This is a genomic window from Pontibacter sp. CAU 1760 (assembly GCF_054482735.1).
Genome location: NZ_JBTLRL010000019.1, coordinates 46,299 through 62,605, shown reverse-complemented (window position 1 = coordinate 62,605; position 16,307 = coordinate 46,299). Strand labels below are relative to the sequence as shown.

Below are 16,307 nucleotides of genomic sequence, written 5' to 3'. Positions count from 1 at the left end.
GTTTATTACCACCATATGGCAAGTTTAAAAGAAGTTAGAAGCCGGATCACATCGGTATCTTCGACACAGCAGATAACAAAGGCCATGAAAATGGTTGCCGCTGCCAAGCTAAGACGCGCTCAGGACAACATCCTGCGCATGCGCCCTTATGCCCAGCGCCTGAGCGGTATCCTCACTAACCTGTCGTCGTTGACGGAGGGAGCCGTGGATAATGTCTATGCTGAGAAGCGGGATATAAACAGGGTGCTGATCATTGCCATTACCTCCGACAGAGGCCTGGCGGGTGCTTTCAACTCAAATGTGATCAAAGGCGTTACTGCTCTGATCAACGAAAAGTACAGCAGCCAGCTAGCTAGCGGCAACGTGACCATTCTTGCCATCGGACGCAAAGGTATGGAGGCCTTTAAGAAAAAGGGCATGACTGTGATTGACGACTACACGGGCATCTTTGGCGCAATGTCGTTTGATACCGTACGTGTTGCCGCTGAGCGTGCCATGGATGGTTTTGTGGCGCGTGAGTTTGACAAGGTGGATATCGTGTACAACGAGTTCAAGAACGTAGCTACGCAGGTAGTGCGCCAGGAGCAGTTTCTGCCGATAGAAGAAAAGCCGGAGATGGAGGCTGATGCCGCCGCTCTGCTGGTGGATTATACCTTCGAGCCGTCTAAGGAGCAGATCATTGAGGAACTGATCCCGAAATCGCTGAAGATACAGGTATATAAAGCTGTGTTGGAATCGAATGCCTCGGAGCACGGTGCCCGTATGACCGCCATGGACAAAGCGACTGAAAACGCTGGCGAGCTACTGAAACAGTTGAAGCTGACGTACAACAGAACGCGTCAGGCCGCCATTACCACCGAAATCCTCGAGATTGTAGGAGGAGCAGAGGCGCTGGCAGCAAAATAATACGCACAATACATCCGAAAAGCAGCGCCCATCCATAAAATGGGCGCTGCTTTTTTTTGGTGGCTATGCCTGAAAACCGGTAACATCAAATTGTTAATCCGGTGCTTTACAATATTTAAGCAGTTATTATTCACCTGAGCCTGTTATATTTGTAATAGGCTAGTACCCAAAAATGAGATACATTAAAGATTTTGGCTTTTGTAGGTTCGTGCAGGCAGCAGTAGTTTGGCTGCTGCTGTTGAGTAGCTGCACAAGCACATCCACATCTACCGGGAGTGGTAGCGCCGTTCACCCAGCCGGGTATAACGCTGACCTGTCGAGGCCCAGGCTGGTGGTGGGTATAGTGGTTGACCAAATGCGCTATGACTACCTGTACCGTTATTGGAATAAGTATGGCGACAAAGGCTTTAAGCGCTTGGTAAAGCAAGGCTTTAACTTCACCAACACCCAATACAGCTATGTGCCGACATACACCGGCCCTGGGCACGCCTCGATTTATACCGGCAGTGTACCAGCCCTAAACGGCATCATCGGCAATAACTGGTATGCGCGTAAAGAGGCACGGATGGTATACTGCGTGGAGGATAACAGCGTGAACACCGTTGGCAGCAGCTCTACAGCGGGCAAGATGTCGCCGGCGAACCTGCAGACGACTACCATCACCGACGAGCTGCGTCTAGCCACTAACATGGGCTCTAAAGTAATAGGCGTTGCCCTGAAGGATCGGGGGGCCATACTGCCGGCAGGCCACATTGGTAATGCCGCCTACTGGTTCGATTCGCCGAGCGGAAACTGGATCACGAGCACTTACTACCGGAACAACCTGCCACAGTGGGTAGAAGAATTCAATAATGAGAAATACCCGGACCAGCTCTTGAGCCAACCCTGGACAACCCTGCTGCCCATCTCGGCTTATACCGAAAGCACTGCAGACGACATGCCTTGGGAAGAGACCCTGCCAGGAGAGCAGAAGCCGGTATTTCCACACAACCTGCCTGCTATCCGCCAGCAGGACTATGAGCTGTTGCGCTCTGTTCCGGGCGGTAATACCATCACCAAAGACTTTGCGTTGGCTGCCCTGAAAGGGGAGGGCCTTGGGCAGGGAAAGTTCACCGACTTCCTGGCTGTTAGCTTTTCTACCGCAGATTATGTTGGTCACAAATTCGGGCCTAATTCTATTGAAGCGGAAGATGTTTTTCTGCGTTTGGACCAGGAGTTAGGGGAACTGATTGACGAAATAGAGCAACAAGTGGGAAAAGGGGAGGTGCTCTTTTTCCTGACAGCAGACCACGGCGCCGCCCATGTGCCTTCTTACATGATGGGAATGAATATTCCGGCTGGGGTTGCCAGCTCCGCAAAGGTGCGCGACTCGGTAGAGCAGTACCTCGACGAGCGCTATGGCAACGGTAACTGGGTAGAGCAGTATACCAACCAGCAGATTTACCTGAACCGGGCGCTAATCGACAGTAAGAAACTGGAACTGGGAGAAGTGCAGCAGCGTGTGGCCACTTACGTTATGCGGTTCGAGAACGTGCTGCGCGCCGTAACAGCCAGTACCTTGCAGCAAAATAGCTGGAGCCAGGGCCTGATGGCGAAAGTAGAGAATGGGTATAATGCACAGCGCTCCGGCGATGTGCTCGTGTTGCTGCAGCCGGGCTGGTTTGAAGGCTATGGCAACATCCGCGAGCCAAAAGGCACAACCCATGGCTCCTACTCCAACTACGACACCCATGTGCCACTGGTATGGTATGGCTGGCGTGTTAAGCCCGGCGAGAGCTCGGTGCCTACAGAAGTAGCCGACATCACGCCCACCATTGCCTCGTGGCTATACCTACAGGAGCCAAACGGAAGCGTAGGGCGGCCTTTACAAGAATACATGAATCAATAATTAATAAAAGCCGGAAGAGCAAAGAGAAATTCCTACGGCGCAGTTACACTAATTCGAAATGGAGAAAAGAGAAATTACCAACCCATGGCACAGCGTGAGCTATGGTGAGCAGGCGCCAGAAGTGCTGTCAGCTATTATTGAAATCCCGAAGGGCTCTAAAGCGAAATATGAGTTAGATAAGGAAAGCGGTATGCTGAAGCTGGACCGTGTGCTTTTCTCATCTGTAAACTACCCGGCCAACTACGGCTTTATCCCACAGACTTACTGCGACGACAAAGACCCGTTGGATATCCTGGTGATTTGCTCTATTGATGTGCAGCCGATGTGCCTGATTGATGCCAAGGTGATTGGGGTGATGCAGATGATCGATAATAACGAGGAAGATGACAAGATCATCGCCGTGGCTTACAACGACATGTCTGTACGCCATATCAACGATATATCTGAGTTGCCACCGCACACGCTGCTAGAAATGCGGCGTTTCTTCGAGGACTACAAGAAACTCGAGCACAAAGAAGTGATCGTGGAGCAGTTCTTAGGCCGCGAGCATGCCTATAAAATCATCCAGGATAGCATCGAACTGTACAATGCTACTTTCGGAGAACCTGAGAAAAAAGAGAAAGCACTTTAATTCGCTTCTTTTCCTGATAAGCCTGGCTTGGATTCAATCCTCTGCCGGGCTTTTTTGTTTTTAGGGCATCCCGCACGCATCATTTGCTTGAAGGCTGAATGTTGCGAAATTGTACACCCGTATAAAGTAGCACAAAGGCACTGGCGTGAAGAAACAAACAAACGAGGCAGTCATGCACACATTCACCGGAAAGGTGGCCAACTGGCTGCTTTACAGCAGTGCGTTTATCTCGTGCTGCGCCTTTAGCCTGACCGTGGAAACCTATTTGCTGGCAGGGGTACCGGTATCACTGCCGATGGCTGCATTCGCCTTTTTGGCCACGCTGTTTATCTATAACTTGAGCAGTGTGCAGAGCATGATACGGCACCCGGGGCAGACAAGACACAGGCACAGTGATGCCTGGAGCCAACGGCATAAGAAGCTACTGGCCATACTCGGGATGGCAAGCCTCGCGGCAGCGGTGGCATTATACGTAATGGAAGGGCTGGCAATAAACTTCTGGCTGTTGCTGCACCTTGCCCTGATCTCGGTGGGGTATACCGTTCCGGTAAAATTCAGGAATCGTAGAATTAAGCCGCTGCGCAGTGTGCCTTTGCTAAAAGTCTTTTTAATTGCTTATGTATGGGCAGCCGTTACGGCACTTTTCCCGCTGCTGGATGCAGGGATGCAGCTTTGGGAGCCTACAGCTTTGTGGTTTTTTTTGCGCAGGTTCCTGTTCATACTGGCCTTGGCGCTCTTGTTTGATGTCCGGGACTATAGCTACGACCGAACGACCAACACACTTACTTTTCCGGGGCTGATAGGCGTGGGGTATACCAAGCTGCTTTCGCTGGGACTATTGTTGCTCTATGCCCTGCTGTTGCTCCAGGTAGAACAGGGAGCGGTGTTGTGGGCGCTATTGGGAAGTGCCGTGGGGGCGGCTGTAGTTGTTGCGATGTCCTCAGAACGCAAGCCCCGCATATACTATGCTGTGCTAGCCGATGGCGCGATGCTGCTGCACGCGGGGCTGGTGTACCTGGCGTTTAAGGTAGTATAGGCTGTTGCAGGCACATGAAGGCCTTAGGCAAGTGCTCAATCAGGTCCGTGGCCGTCATGCTGATGGCTCCTACGGTATGAAGCGCCAGGTCGCCTGCCAGCCCGTGCACGTATACCCCCAACAGACAAGCTTCCTCTAGGCTATAGTGCTGCGCTACCAAAGCCGTAATCACCCCAGTCAGTACGTCGCCTGTGCCGCCTGTTGCCATCCCGGCGTTGCCGGTTGTGTTAAAATATACGTTACCGTCTGGCGTCCCGACAGCGGTGTGGCTTCCCTTTAAGGTGATGAAGCACTGGTAGGCCTTGCAAAACTCCTGGAGCCTTTCCAATCGCTCATAGTCGTTGGCCGTTTTGCCGACGAGCCGCTCGAATTCCTTCGGGTGGGGCGTAAAGATCACCTTATTCGGGGGGATCTGTTCTTTCAGCCGGTTACTGCTGGCAATAACATTGATGGCATCGGCATCGATCACCAGCGGGCGGGTTGCCGTAGCCAACAGTTGGCCTATCATTGATTTTGTTGGGTGGGCTGTGCCGATACCGGGACCCACGCCAATGACTGAGAACTTTTCGATCTCCTCAGGTAACTCCGTCAGGTGCTTCCGGTTAGGATCAGATAAAGTCATAGCCTCTGGCACAGCGGTTTGCAGCACCGTATACCCCGCTGAGGGAGCCTGTATTGTAAGCAGCCCCACACCACTCCGCAGGCAGGCTCTGGCAGCCAGCACAGCGGCCCCCATTTTCCCATACCCCCCTCCAAGCAAAAGCGCGTGCCCGTATATGCCCTTGTGCGAGAATTTTTTCCGAGGTTTTAATAGATGCCGAACGTCCTGCAGGGTGGTATAGCATTTGTCCGTAGAGGCCTCTTGCATAAAGCGCTCGCTCAGGCCGATCGGCACCACATGCCACTCTCCAACGTATTCCTCGTGCTGGGGCAGGAAAAAGGCTAGCTTAGGCAGCTGGAAGCTGATGGTATACTCTGCATTCACGATCAAGCTGCCATCCGGGTTCTGGGTATCAGTATAGAGGCCGGAGGGAATATCAACCGAGGTGATGCAGGCACCGCTGTTGTTGAGCTGCTCCACCAGTTCTTCGTATAGGCCGGTCAGGGGGCGGGTTAGGCCCGTGCCGAACAGGGCATCTATCACACAGGCACAAAGCGGTAGTTCCAGAATGTCCTGTTCCTGCTCAATCTGCTTCACAGTTACCTCCTTTGGCATTCGGCCGAGGTTAGTGGAGAAGTCAGAGGAGGCTTTGGCCAGGTTGCCCACCAAAAACACCTGTACACAATATTTCCGTTGATGAAGCAAGCGTGCAATAGCTAAACCATCGCCCCCATTGTTGCCAGGGCCACAGAAAATAAATACCTCTTCCGTGGGTATAAACTTATTCTCAAACCATCCCGTAAAGGCTTTTGCAGCCCGTTCCATAAGCTCTATAGACGGTATTTGCTCTTCCTGTAAAGTATAGGCATCCGCTTCGCGCGTCTGTGCGGCTGTAAGAATCTTCATATAGTTGGTGACTTATTAGCTCCCGTATACTATCTTTGGGTTTTGGAAGTTTGTTGAACTGAGCAAGTTATATTGGTTTTGATGTCTTTGTTACCATTTGTACAGCTTCCATCGACTATACTTATTTATAAGGCGATTATACATTAAGCAAGTAAGTTATCTATTCGAACAGCGCCTTTGGCCAAGCCATCTGCGCTTACCTACCTGAGTACCGGTCAAATTTTAAATGAACAACGAGAAGAGAGAGGCAAGGTTGATGGACCATGATAGCAACAATTACATAGAGACATTCTATGGTTTCGTTTAACTATTTTACATAAATACGTTTAGTTATATGTAACTATATTCGCGTATTGAAGTAAAATGCCTTGTTAATCTCTCAAACAGATTAAAAATCTATAAACAAAAAATGCAAAAAGAAGCCAAGATATATGTAGCGGGTCACCGTGGCATGGTGGGGTCTGCCATTGTGCGGGCGCTTGAATCAGCGGGATATAACAATATTATAACGCGTCGCTCGGCAGAGCTGGACTTGCGTGAACAAAGCGCAGTGCGTGATTTCTTTGCAGCGGAAAAGCCGGAGTATGTGTTTCTGGCGGCGGCAAAAGTAGGCGGCATTGTAGCGAACAATACGTATCGTGCAGATTTCCTGTATGACAACCTCATGATTGAGGCTAACATCATACAGGCTGCCCACGAGACAAACGTAAAGAAGTTGATGTTCCTGGGGTCTTCTTGCATCTATCCCAAAATGGCACCGCAACCGCTGAAGGAAGAGTACCTGCTGACAGGAGAACTGGAGCCGACGAATGAGCCTTATGCCATTGCCAAGATTGCCGGTATAAAACTTTGCGAAGCTTACCGCGACCAGCACGGCGCTGACTTTATCAGTGTGATGCCAACTAACCTCTACGGTTACAACGATAATTACCATCCGCAGAACTCGCACGTGTTGCCAGCCCTCATCCGCCGCTTTCACGAGGCGAAGGAAAGCAAGGCGGCTTCGGTGACAATCTGGGGAACAGGCAGCCCTAAGCGTGAGTTCTTGTTTGCCGATGACCTGGCGGCGGCATGTTTGTTCCTGATGGAAACCTATTCCGGAAGAGAACTGGTGAATGTGGGAACAGGCGAGGACCTTTCGATAAAAGAACTGGCTGAACTGGTAAAAGAAGTGGTGGGCTATGAGGGGAGCCTGGCGTTCGATACAAGCAAGCCTGACGGCACCCCGCGCAAGCTAATGGACGTGAGCAAACTGCATGGCCTGGGCTGGCGCCATACTACAGCGCTAAAGGAAGGTATAACTTTGGCTTATGCTGATTTCCTTTCGCAGGAGGCTGTAGCTGAAAGATAATTCAAGAGATTTATATAAAACTGCTCCAATATCCGGAGCCATCAATTTGTAATTCATAATTCGTAATTCAAAAGATATGAAAGTAGCCCTTATCACAGGTGTAACGGGGCAGGACGGCGCCTATTTGGCCGAGCTCCTGTTAAAAAAAGGATACATGGTACACGGCCTGAAGCGCCGCAGCTCATTATTCAACACCGAGCGTGTTGACCACCTTTACCAGGACCCGCACGAGAAGAACGTAAACTTCAAAATGCACTACGGTGACCTGACGGATTCTACTAACCTGATCCGTATCATCCAGGAAACGCAGCCAGACGAGATTTATAACCTGGCGGCCATGAGCCACGTGAAAGTGAGCTTCGATACCCCGGAGTACACCGCGAATGCCGATGGTATCGGTACGCTCCGTATCCTGGAGGCAATCCGCATCCTGGGTCTTGTAGAGAAAACACGCGTATACCAGGCATCTACTTCCGAACTATACGGTTTGGTGCAGGCTGTTCCACAGTCAGAAACCACTCCTTTCTACCCACGTTCTCCTTATGCGGTCGCTAAGCTTTACGGTTACTGGATCACAGTGAACTACCGCGAGGCATACGGCATGTTTGCCTGCAACGGTATCCTTTTCAATCACGAGTCGCCGCTGAGAGGTGAGACGTTCGTAACGCGTAAAATCACCAGAGCCGCCGCGCGTATCGCGATGGGCCTGCAGGACAAGTTATACCTGGGTAACCTGGACTCTAAGCGTGACTGGGGCCATGCGAAGGATTACGTAGAAGCCATGTGGAGAATCCTTCAGCAGGATACGCCAGAGGACTTCGTAATTGCGACAGGCGTAACGACCACTGTACGTGACTTCGTATCGATGGCCTTCGGTGAGGTTGGCGTTGAGCTAGAGTTCAAGGGCGAAGGCGTTGATGAGAAAGGCTATGTGAAAGCTTGCAATAACCCAGAGTATCAACTGGAGATTGGTAGCGAAGTAGTAAGCGTAGACCCACGTTATTTCCGTCCGACGGAAGTTGACCTGTTGATCGGTGATGCGACCAAGTCAAAAGAAAAACTGGGCTGGGTACCGGAGTACGACCTGAAGGCGTTGGTACAGGATATGATGCAGGCCGATGTGGAGCTCTTCAAGCGCGACACTTACCTGGCAGAAGGCGGACACCGCATCCTGAACTACCACGAGTAATATAGCAACTAGTTAATTACCAGCTTTAAAAGCCCCTGCTTCAGTTCAGAAGCAGGGGCTTTTTTATATATATGCTTATAGGGTATTGATTGATTACCTAAAACGCCAGCGAAAGCGTGAGCTTGATTTTCAGGTTGTCTTTTACATTATCCAGGGCATAAGGGCCATAGCGGTAAATGGCTCCAACGCCTATGCCGCTAAAAGGTGAGTTAAGGATGTTGTTCAGCAGCAGCCCGGATTCAAAAAATCCCTTCTGCATGGATTGAAAATTAGCGTCTCGTGGAAGTTCGTCTTGCTGCGATCGGTTTAAGTCTCCCCATCCCACATTGGTAATTACTACCACATCGGGTTTGAAGAAGCCGGTGCGGAACAAGCGCTTCCCAAAATTTTGGGAGAAGAACAGCGCCGCATAGCGGTCGGAGAAGAACTCATAAGGTGCCATCGTTTCGAAGCCATCCCCGGCATACACATAATAATCGGGATTGAAGCTGCCGTAGCCATTGTAAAGACTGACCAAGGGAGCGTTGCCTTGAACCATGCCGCCCATCACGATAACGCTGCTTTCGCCGAAGGTGCGGTGGCGAACAGAGGCTTCCGCACGTGCATCATACTTGTTGTATCCATACTCCCCTTCCAATAGCCCATCGATGCCGCGAGTATACTGCAGCCACAGCACCGGGTATTCATTGGGCATGGGCATAAGTTGGTTGAATTGCTGCATGAACTTCTCGCCATAGGCATACCTGAATCCGACCACAGCCTCCGTCAGGTGATAGACAGGCTGAGTAGCTTCAGTACCGGATAAGCGAAGGGTAGGGCGACGTTCTTCTTTCTGCAGCATCGCCCGGACCTGCCCGTAACGCAGTAGCCTGCCCGATAACCCCATACTGTAATGGGTGGTATAATCCATCTCAGGTAATAAAGCCACATGCACATTGCCAAGTGGGCTGCGCTGCTGAAAAGGGAGGCGCCTGCCACCGGGTTCCAGTATATCCTCGAAAAAAGTGGCCTGCAGAGTCAATTCAGATGGTTGATGGAAGATGAACGCAGCATCAGCGCCATACTTTGCGGCTTCGTCTTTAAAGCCATACCCCCAATACCCGCCTATTTTAAATCGCTCGGAAAGCAAATTATTGGTATGAGCCCCCACACCCAGGCGCACGCTTTCAAAAGTGCTCAGGCGCAGCAGGCGGTTCAGGTCGAGGCTGATGGGGCCAAGCGGAACCTGTTTGGCTGTGAGGTACTCCACAAGGCGAATGGTGCGGTCCATCTTTTGCGCTTTACCCACGCTGTCGAGTTGCTGGTAAGTGCGCTGCTCAAAGGCAGTGAGCGAGTCGGGGCGGAATCGCTGGAAATAGCTGTCGGGCTGCAGGTGGGCATCTGCTTTTTGCTGCAAGGCCACTACCCCAAAATCCGATTTCCGGAGGCTGGGGCTTAGGTTGACATTGGTAATGTAAGTGCGCAGGTGCCCGTAAGGCTGGTGGCCTTTCCACTCGATCTGCGGCACCGTGATCTCCACATCCGACTCTGAGGGAAACCATCGGCCGTTTACCTGCTGGTACTGCTGCTGCAACTGCACCCCGCGTTTGTCGTCGGCAGCGGACGAGGCAAGCACGTTCTGCACTGCCCAGCCATCGCTGTTAATGTATAGCAGGCCTTCCAATCCGTCAAAGTTCTTGCCTTCCATCGGCTTAAACGAGATGACATAGACCGTATCCTGACCCAGCACGTTGGTTTCCTGCAGCACAAAATCATACTTGCGGGTGCTGCCCGTGCTGATGGGGCTGAGGTAGCGTTTGCCAAAGAACAGCGGCATGTCGTCGTACACCGAAAAGTCGCGGGCCTCGGCGGCCACAATGCCGAAACTGGGCTGCTGCAAGCCTGATACGCGCGTGGCCAGTATGGTTTCTTTGGTGAGGTTGGGTTGCAGAAAGGCATAGTCCGTTATGCTCTCTAGCAGGAATAAATGCTGCTTGCTCAGTAACTGGCGCATCCGCAGGTAAGAAGAGTCCTGCGGCTGCAGTTGCAGGGTATCGCGCATGTCCTGCTCGTTGGGGTCGGTGGCCGTGAGGATAAACTTATTGTAAGTGCGGTAGGTATAGGCCTCCAGGTTCTCCAGGCGGTTTTGGTCACGGTGCTGGTTAGCTAGTCGGATGATGCGGTGCGCCGGATTCTCGCCTGTGCCAAAAACCACCACTTCCTGCAGTTGGGCTGCTGAAGGCCGCAAGTAGACGGTATGCGTGCTGACCGAATCGACCGCGATTTGCTGCGGAGCATACCCCACATAGCTAAACCGGAGACTGTTGATTGGGCGGGTATGGCGTAGTTTGTACGCACCGTCCAGATTAGTAGTAGTGCCTGTCTCGCCGTTATTGGCCGTAATGCTAACAAATGGAAGGGCCTCCCGCGTCTGAGCGTCGCGCACTACCCCGCGCAACTCCCGCACTTGCGCAGTGGTATGTAGGGTAGAGACAGCAAAAATAAGGAGCAGCAGAATAAAGCGAGGTCGTAGGGGCATCTTACAAAGATAAGCAATCGTGATTTTTACTGCTGCAACAGCACAGGCTTCCTGATGTTCTGACAGTTGGTAATCATAATGCAAACAAACAGCGCGAAGTCCGCATTTCTGTATACCTGCCTTTTCGGCGAGAGAGGCCGGATCAGCAATTATGCCTAAAATTGCATGTTAAAGCCCATCCCCAGACTGCCGTCCGGTAACACCACGGGTACTACGGCTGTGTTCAGGCCGCCGCCTTCCGTTAGCTTCGCATGTATCCAGTAAACCGTATTCACAGAAAGAATCCCCACTCCGGCACCTGCCAACACATCCGACATCCAATGGGCGTTGTTGAGCACCCGCAGCACACCCGTACCACCCGCAATGCCATAGCTCACCACGCTCACCCAAGGGCTTTTGTGCCGGAATTCTTTGTCCATGAAGGTGGCGATGGTAAAGGCATAGGCGGTATGGCCCGAGGGGAAAGCGTGCGGCTTTCCATTGGGCCTTTCGATGTTTGTCAGTTTTTTCGTTGGCCATACAAGGGCCGAGGTAAGTGCGCCTGCGGAAACCAGTAGCAAAGTCTGCCGGCTCAGCTCGTGGCGGTTCTGCGACGAGATCAGGTTAAAGCCATACAAGCCCACCAGCGGCGCGAGCATGGCAAAGTCATCGGCGTTCGTGGCAAAGTCAGGGAAAACCTTTGCGCGGTAGTCAAAGATGTCGCTGCTGTTAATGATACCGTCTCCGCCAATGGTATAAATTCCTGCTCCGATCAATACAGCCGCCGGAAGCACAGCCCGTTTAAAAAAACGGCTATTATCGCCCTCCAAGCGTTGAGACGCTGTGAAGGGTTTTTTCTGGCCCGGAAGCACACTGTCTGGCGGGATAAAAATATCCTTGTCAGCGGATTTGACCTTGGTGGTATCGGAGGCTACCGGTTTTTGGGGCTTGGGCTGTACCTGGGCCTCGGCTATAAATGGCATGGCCAAGAGATTTAGCCAAAGCAGGTGCACCGTCAGGAATCTATTTAAACGCATAGGTTATATCAAAACAGAGTGAAAGCTATTTTCTGTAAGAATAACGCACGCAGTTGCTACAGGTTATACACGCGCTTGGGTACTTATAGCATTTTGCGGGCTATGGGAGAGGAGCCTAACTTGCAAAGTGTGCCTTCGCTCGAGTCTCGCGAGCGTAAGGTATAAGTGGGCCTCTGGCCCAGTCGAGTTACCAACGCGACATGATTTTTAGACACAAGTTTGAAAACTTGTGTCTAAAAAAATAGAGAATAAACCCACCCCTGCCTCTCCGAGGAGGGAAATTTCCACACAGCGGGATTTATACACTGTCATTTCGACCACCGGGAGAAATCTGCTACATTAAACTCAGATTTCTCCCGGTGGTCGAAATGACAGTAGGAGCCGATTTATCGGTCCAGTTCGCCTAGCACGATGTCCACGGAGCCGACGATGGCGATGAGGTCGGCGACCATGCAGCCTTTGGCGATCTCGTGCAGCACCGACAGGTTGGAGAAGCACGGAGAGCGGCCCTTACAACGGAAAGGCACGTCGCTGCGTTCGGTGGTGCGGAAGAAGAAGCCCAGTTCGCCGCGCGGTGTCTCGGCCCGGAAATAGAGCTCTTTGCTGCCCGTCATGCGGAGTTTCTTCGGGCAGGCAGCTTGGGGGTCGAAGTCGGGGGTGCGTTTGTGGTCGCCCTGTAGTTGGTCGAGGCACTGCTGTATGATCTTTACAGACTCGCGGCATTCCAGCGCACGCACATAGTTGCGGTCCCAGCAATCGCCCACGGTGCCTACAATGCCGGTGCCAGTGGGTACGTCAAACTCCAGTTCGGGATATACGCTGTAGCCATCCACGCGGCGCAGGTCATACTTCAGGCCGGAGCCGCGCAGCATGGGGCCGGAGCAGCCGTAGTTAATGGCCACGTCCAGGGGCAAAACGCCCACGTTGGCGGTGCGGTCGATGAAGATCTTGTTCTCCAACAGCACGGTGTCTATCTCGTCGAGCTTCGGTTTCAGGTAGTCGATAAACTCCTGGCAGCGCTGCTCAAATCCGATGGGCAGGTCATAGTATAAACCGCCCACCCATATATAATTGTAGAGCATGCGGGCACCCGAGGTCCACTCGAGCAACCGCTGAATGTGCTCGCGGTCGCGCAGCATCCACAGGAAAGGCGTGAAAGCCCCGATGTCGATGCCATACGTGCCGATGGCCACAAAGTGCGAGGCGATGCGGTTCAGTTCGGCTACCAGCACCCGGATATACTCAACCCGCTTTGGAATCTGGTCGGTGATGCCTAGCATTTTCTCCACGCCCATACACCAGACGTGCTCCGAGTTCATAGCAGCCAGGTAGTCCATGCGGTCCACGTAGGGAATGGTCTGGTTGTAGGCCATGTGCTCGGCGTGCTTCTCGAAACAGCGGTGCAGGTAACCCACGTGCGGGGCCACATCCGTGATAATCTCTCCATCCGTCACCACTTCGAGGCGCAACACGCCGTGCGTGCTCGGGTGCTGCGGGCCCATGTTCACGATCATCTCGCCCGCCTGCAGACTGTCGAGGCTGAACTTGTTTGGCTCCGACTGCAGCAGGTAATCTTTATATATAGTTGACTGGCTCAAGTATTTAGATTTCGGTTAGGAAACACGACTGCTAGCAAAGTTCGCGAAAATGGCTGAGAGTTTCTAAGGTGAACAGGGGCAAAGAGCGGGATGTATGCGTGGTGTAGGAAAGTTTTAGCAGGATGCGTTATATGCCTTAAGATATATAGTATATTCGTTAGTCCAGTTACGGCTGTCTGCCGATTGTGGCAAATAGCTTTATGCTTATTTCGTTCAGCAACAAGTTACATGCTATTATAAAAATGAAGGTTTTAAGAATATTTGAATGGACAAGTTTATAAAACTCAAGCATTGGCAAGTATTTATCTATTTAATAATTGTTCCTGCCTTTATTCCTGATAATGAAACAGGTGAATATATTTTTGTAATCTATGGCTTTTTATTCATTGCATGGTTATTGAAAATAAATGAAGAATTACATAAAAGATTGCCCAAAGGTGTCAATCTGAATTTAACCCTTCTTCAGATTAATCTCGTTATTTCTTTTTTATACATAGCTGCAATACACTTGTTCACAGACGGTTACCATATTTCTTCGGAACAGGATAATTATGCCATATATGGATGGAAGATGTGGGTATATATTCCCTTTACTTTTTATATTCTCTACTCATATGCTTACTCAATACATTTTACAGCTTATTCTATCCATACAATTGAGAAAAGGCTATATGGTAAGTCCACTGAATACACAGCTCTTTTGTTAGGATTGTTCTTCTTCCCAATTGGAATTTGGACAATCCAGCCAAAGATAAATAGAATCTTAAGGATGCCTGTTACAGAAGAAATAGCAAGCATATAACAAAGCACAAAAGCATAGCCTCCGCTAGTGCGAGCTTGTAGCTCGTACTCTCTATACGAATTGAAATATAGCACGAGCTACAAGCTCGCGCCAGCACATGAACAACAATCCCCATACCAACATCCTCCTCATGCAAGAACCTCAAATCCTTACCATAGAAGAAAAGAAGCTGATCGGTATACGGGTCATCACGTCGCTGGCCGACGATTCTGCGCGTGCGCTGTGGCGGCAGTTTATGCCCCGGCGGAGCGAGATCAAGAATATTGTGAGTTCAGAGCTATACTCGGTGCAGGACTTTGGCGAGGGAATAGACATCAGCCAGTTCACGCCGCTGACGCAGTTTGATAAATGGGCAGCGGTGGAAGTTGCTGATACCACTGCTATACCGGAGGGTATGGAGGCGTTTACGCTGCCGGGCGGGCTATATGCCGTGTTCAGGCACAAGGGGCCAGCAGCAGCTTTTCCGGAAACAGCAGAATATATTTTCGACGAATGGCTGCCACAATCCGGGTATAGCTTGGACGGGCGTCCGCATTTCGAGATCATGAGCGAAGACTACCCAGGGCCAGACGACCCGGATGCGGAAGAAGACGTTTGGATTCCCCTAAAGTAGCATTCCACTTCAACCAGCAACCTGAACGAACTATCCGTCTGAAAGGAGGGGAAAGGTTTGTATAGCTTTTACATAAGGATTTGCCTATATTTAGGTGTAAAAGTTATATGCTGCTTCTCATGAAACTTCCATACATCCTCCTGGTTGCCCTGCTGCTCCTGATCGACATTCTGACCTTTACGGAAATTGCCTCGCTGGTGCGGCAGCCCTCTGATGTAGCCGTGGCGACCGGCCTGGGGCTATTGTTGGTGCTGGTGGTGGCTAATTACTTTGTGATTCGATACGCTTATTCTAAACTAAACGCCTAAATGAACAAACAGATCCTGACAGGGAGCCTCTCCTTCATCCTCATCCTTACGCTGATCATTATCATGTCGCAGTCCTGCACCCGCATTGATGCAGGCCACGAGGGCGTACTGGTAAAACTCTACGGCACCGACAAAGGCGTGCAGGACGTAAGCTTGGTAACCGGCCGCGTGTGGTATAACCCCTTCACCGAAGAGGTATTTCAGTTCCCGACCTTCGTGCAGACGATAGATTACACCGAGTTCACGGTAAACGCCAAAGACGGTTCTGTTTTCACTGTAGACCCTACCATTTCGTTTCGGGTGATTCCCGGCGAGAGTCCGCGCATTTTTGGCAAGTACCGCAAAGACATCGACCAGATCACTGAAACGACGCTCTACAACTATACCCGCGACGCATTCCGGATTCAGTTTAACCAGTACAGCACCGACAGCATTATCTCGAACCGGCAAAGCTTTGAGGACAAGGTGCAGATAGCGTTGGATAATGCCTTGCGGAAAGAGGGCTTTGAACTGGAGCAGATGACCAGCGGTTTGCAGTACCCTGAAGTGATTGTGCAGGCCGTAAACCTAAAGAACAAGGCTGTGCAGCAGGCCATGCAGGTAGAGAACGAGCTGAAAGTAGCCGAAGCACAGGCCCGAAAGAAGATTGTGGAAGCCGAAGCCGAAGCAAAAGCCAATGACCTTCGCCAGCGCACCCTCACGCCCATGCTCATCCAGCAGCAGTTTATTGAGAAGTGGGATGGACGCACGCCGCTATACGGTAACTCGCCAGTGTTTTTTAAGAATGTGGACAAGTAGGACTAGTATAGAATTTGAAAGGAGAGAGGCTGCCAGATGATGGTGGCCTCTTTTTGTTTGCTGGGTCCAACCACCCCCTGCCCCCTCAGAGCTACGCTCGTTAGTTTCGAACTCGCGTTCTCACTAATCTAAGGAGGGGAGTTTTA

The 16,307-nt window shown here is 51.3% G+C and carries 14 protein-coding genes; 10 read left to right on the top strand and 4 right to left on the bottom strand.

Annotated elements, in window-relative coordinates:
* The first annotated feature begins 15 nt into the window (after positions 1–15).
* The 4 genes from atpG (at position 16) to ACXYMU_RS19555 (ending at position 4,461) form a co-directional block, all read left to right on the top strand.
* Entirely contained in the window at positions 16–906 is an 891-nt protein-coding gene (gene atpG / locus ACXYMU_RS19570; RefSeq protein WP_458988114.1) for an ATP synthase F1 subunit gamma, read from the top strand.
* A gap of 172 nt (positions 907–1,078) precedes the next feature.
* The gene (gene pafA / locus ACXYMU_RS19565; protein WP_458988113.1) at positions 1,079–2,794 is read left to right on the top strand and encodes an alkaline phosphatase PafA; all 1,716 of its coding nucleotides are present in this window, start codon (positions 1,079–1,081) and stop codon (positions 2,792–2,794) included.
* 58 nt (positions 2,795–2,852) lie between these two features.
* Positions 2,853–3,425, top strand: coding sequence for an inorganic diphosphatase (locus tag ACXYMU_RS19560; RefSeq protein WP_458988112.1), 573 nt, complete (start codon positions 2,853–2,855; stop codon positions 3,423–3,425).
* Between the two features lie 172 nt (positions 3,426–3,597).
* Complete coding sequence (locus ACXYMU_RS19555) at positions 3,598–4,461, top strand: UbiA prenyltransferase family protein (RefSeq protein WP_458988111.1); 864 nt, start codon at positions 3,598–3,600, stop codon at positions 4,459–4,461.
* Here ACXYMU_RS19555 and ACXYMU_RS19550 read toward each other — a convergent pair.
* Positions 4,448–5,968: an NAD(P)H-hydrate dehydratase gene (locus ACXYMU_RS19550; protein WP_458988110.1), complete on the bottom strand. Its 1,521-nt coding sequence runs from the start codon at positions 5,966–5,968 to the stop codon at positions 4,448–4,450. The genes ACXYMU_RS19555 and ACXYMU_RS19550 overlap by 14 nt on opposite strands.
* 409 nt (positions 5,969–6,377) lie before the next feature.
* Here ACXYMU_RS19550 and fcl point away from each other — a divergent pair, with 409 nt between their 5' ends.
* Positions 6,378–7,319 (top strand): GDP-L-fucose synthase, encoded by a 942-nt coding sequence (gene fcl / locus ACXYMU_RS19545; protein WP_458988109.1) that lies wholly within the window; start codon positions 6,378–6,380, stop codon positions 7,317–7,319.
* 76 nt (positions 7,320–7,395) lie between these two features.
* Positions 7,396–8,508 carry a GDP-mannose 4,6-dehydratase gene (gene gmd, locus ACXYMU_RS19540; protein WP_458988108.1) on the top strand — a complete coding sequence of 371 codons (1,113 nt, stop codon included), beginning with the start codon at positions 7,396–7,398 and terminating at the stop codon, positions 8,506–8,508.
* 97 nt (positions 8,509–8,605) lie between these two features.
* Here gmd and ACXYMU_RS19535 read toward each other — a convergent pair whose 3' ends face one another.
* The 3 genes from ACXYMU_RS19535 to ACXYMU_RS19525 all read right to left on the bottom strand — a co-directional run bounded on the left by ACXYMU_RS19535 (position 8,606) and on the right by ACXYMU_RS19525 (position 13,640).
* Positions 8,606–11,026, bottom strand: a complete 2,421-nt coding sequence (locus ACXYMU_RS19535; protein ID WP_458988107.1) for a DUF5686 and carboxypeptidase-like regulatory domain-containing protein — start codon at positions 11,024–11,026, stop codon at positions 8,606–8,608.
* A gap of 155 nt (positions 11,027–11,181) precedes the next feature.
* Positions 11,182–12,042 carry a phosphatase PAP2 family protein gene (locus ACXYMU_RS19530; protein WP_458988106.1) on the bottom strand — a complete coding sequence of 287 codons (861 nt, stop codon included), beginning with the start codon at positions 12,040–12,042 and terminating at the stop codon, positions 11,182–11,184.
* Positions 12,043–12,428: 386 nt separating this feature from the next.
* The gene (locus tag ACXYMU_RS19525) at positions 12,429–13,640 is read right to left on the bottom strand and encodes an NADH-quinone oxidoreductase subunit D (RefSeq protein WP_458988105.1); all 1,212 of its coding nucleotides are present in this window, start codon (positions 13,638–13,640) and stop codon (positions 12,429–12,431) included.
* Positions 13,641–13,905: 265 nt separating this feature from the next.
* Here ACXYMU_RS19525 and ACXYMU_RS19520 point away from each other — a divergent pair, with 265 nt between their 5' ends.
* From ACXYMU_RS19520 to ACXYMU_RS19505, 4 genes are all read left to right on the top strand, one after another.
* Positions 13,906–14,442: a hypothetical protein gene (locus ACXYMU_RS19520; protein ID WP_458988104.1), complete on the top strand. Its 537-nt coding sequence runs from the start codon at positions 13,906–13,908 to the stop codon at positions 14,440–14,442.
* Positions 14,443–14,572: 130 nt separating this feature from the next.
* Positions 14,573–15,055, top strand: coding sequence for a GyrI-like domain-containing protein (locus tag ACXYMU_RS19515; RefSeq protein ID WP_458988103.1), 483 nt, complete (start codon positions 14,573–14,575; stop codon positions 15,053–15,055).
* Between the two features lie 119 nt (positions 15,056–15,174).
* Positions 15,175–15,363: a hypothetical protein gene (locus tag ACXYMU_RS19510; RefSeq protein WP_458988102.1), complete on the top strand. Its 189-nt coding sequence runs from the start codon at positions 15,175–15,177 to the stop codon at positions 15,361–15,363.
* The gene (locus ACXYMU_RS19505; protein WP_458988101.1) at positions 15,364–16,161 is read left to right on the top strand and encodes a prohibitin family protein; all 798 of its coding nucleotides are present in this window, start codon (positions 15,364–15,366) and stop codon (positions 16,159–16,161) included.
* The last annotated feature ends 146 nt before the right edge of the window (positions 16,162–16,307 follow it).

Coding starts and splice junctions, on each gene's coding strand:
- atpG (WP_458988114.1), top strand. CDS start 16: ATGGCAAGTTTAAAAGAAGTTAGAAGCCGGATCACATCGGTATCTTCG.
- pafA (WP_458988113.1), top strand. CDS start 1,079: ATGAGATACATTAAAGATTTTGGCTTTTGTAGGTTCGTGCAGGCAGCA.
- ACXYMU_RS19560 (WP_458988112.1), top strand. CDS start 2,853: ATGGAGAAAAGAGAAATTACCAACCCATGGCACAGCGTGAGCTATGGT.
- ACXYMU_RS19555 (WP_458988111.1), top strand. CDS start 3,598: ATGCACACATTCACCGGAAAGGTGGCCAACTGGCTGCTTTACAGCAGT.
- ACXYMU_RS19550 (WP_458988110.1), bottom strand. CDS start 5,968: ATGAAGATTCTTACAGCCGCACAGACGCGCGAAGCGGATGCCTATACT.
- fcl (WP_458988109.1), top strand. CDS start 6,378: ATGCAAAAAGAAGCCAAGATATATGTAGCGGGTCACCGTGGCATGGTG.
- gmd (WP_458988108.1), top strand. CDS start 7,396: ATGAAAGTAGCCCTTATCACAGGTGTAACGGGGCAGGACGGCGCCTAT.
- ACXYMU_RS19535 (WP_458988107.1), bottom strand. CDS start 11,026: ATGCCCCTACGACCTCGCTTTATTCTGCTGCTCCTTATTTTTGCTGTC.
- ACXYMU_RS19530 (WP_458988106.1), bottom strand. CDS start 12,042: ATGCGTTTAAATAGATTCCTGACGGTGCACCTGCTTTGGCTAAATCTC.
- ACXYMU_RS19520 (WP_458988104.1), top strand. CDS start 13,906: ATGGACAAGTTTATAAAACTCAAGCATTGGCAAGTATTTATCTATTTA.
- ACXYMU_RS19515 (WP_458988103.1), top strand. CDS start 14,573: ATGCAAGAACCTCAAATCCTTACCATAGAAGAAAAGAAGCTGATCGGT.
- ACXYMU_RS19510 (WP_458988102.1), top strand. CDS start 15,175: ATGAAACTTCCATACATCCTCCTGGTTGCCCTGCTGCTCCTGATCGAC.
- ACXYMU_RS19505 (WP_458988101.1), top strand. CDS start 15,364: ATGAACAAACAGATCCTGACAGGGAGCCTCTCCTTCATCCTCATCCTT.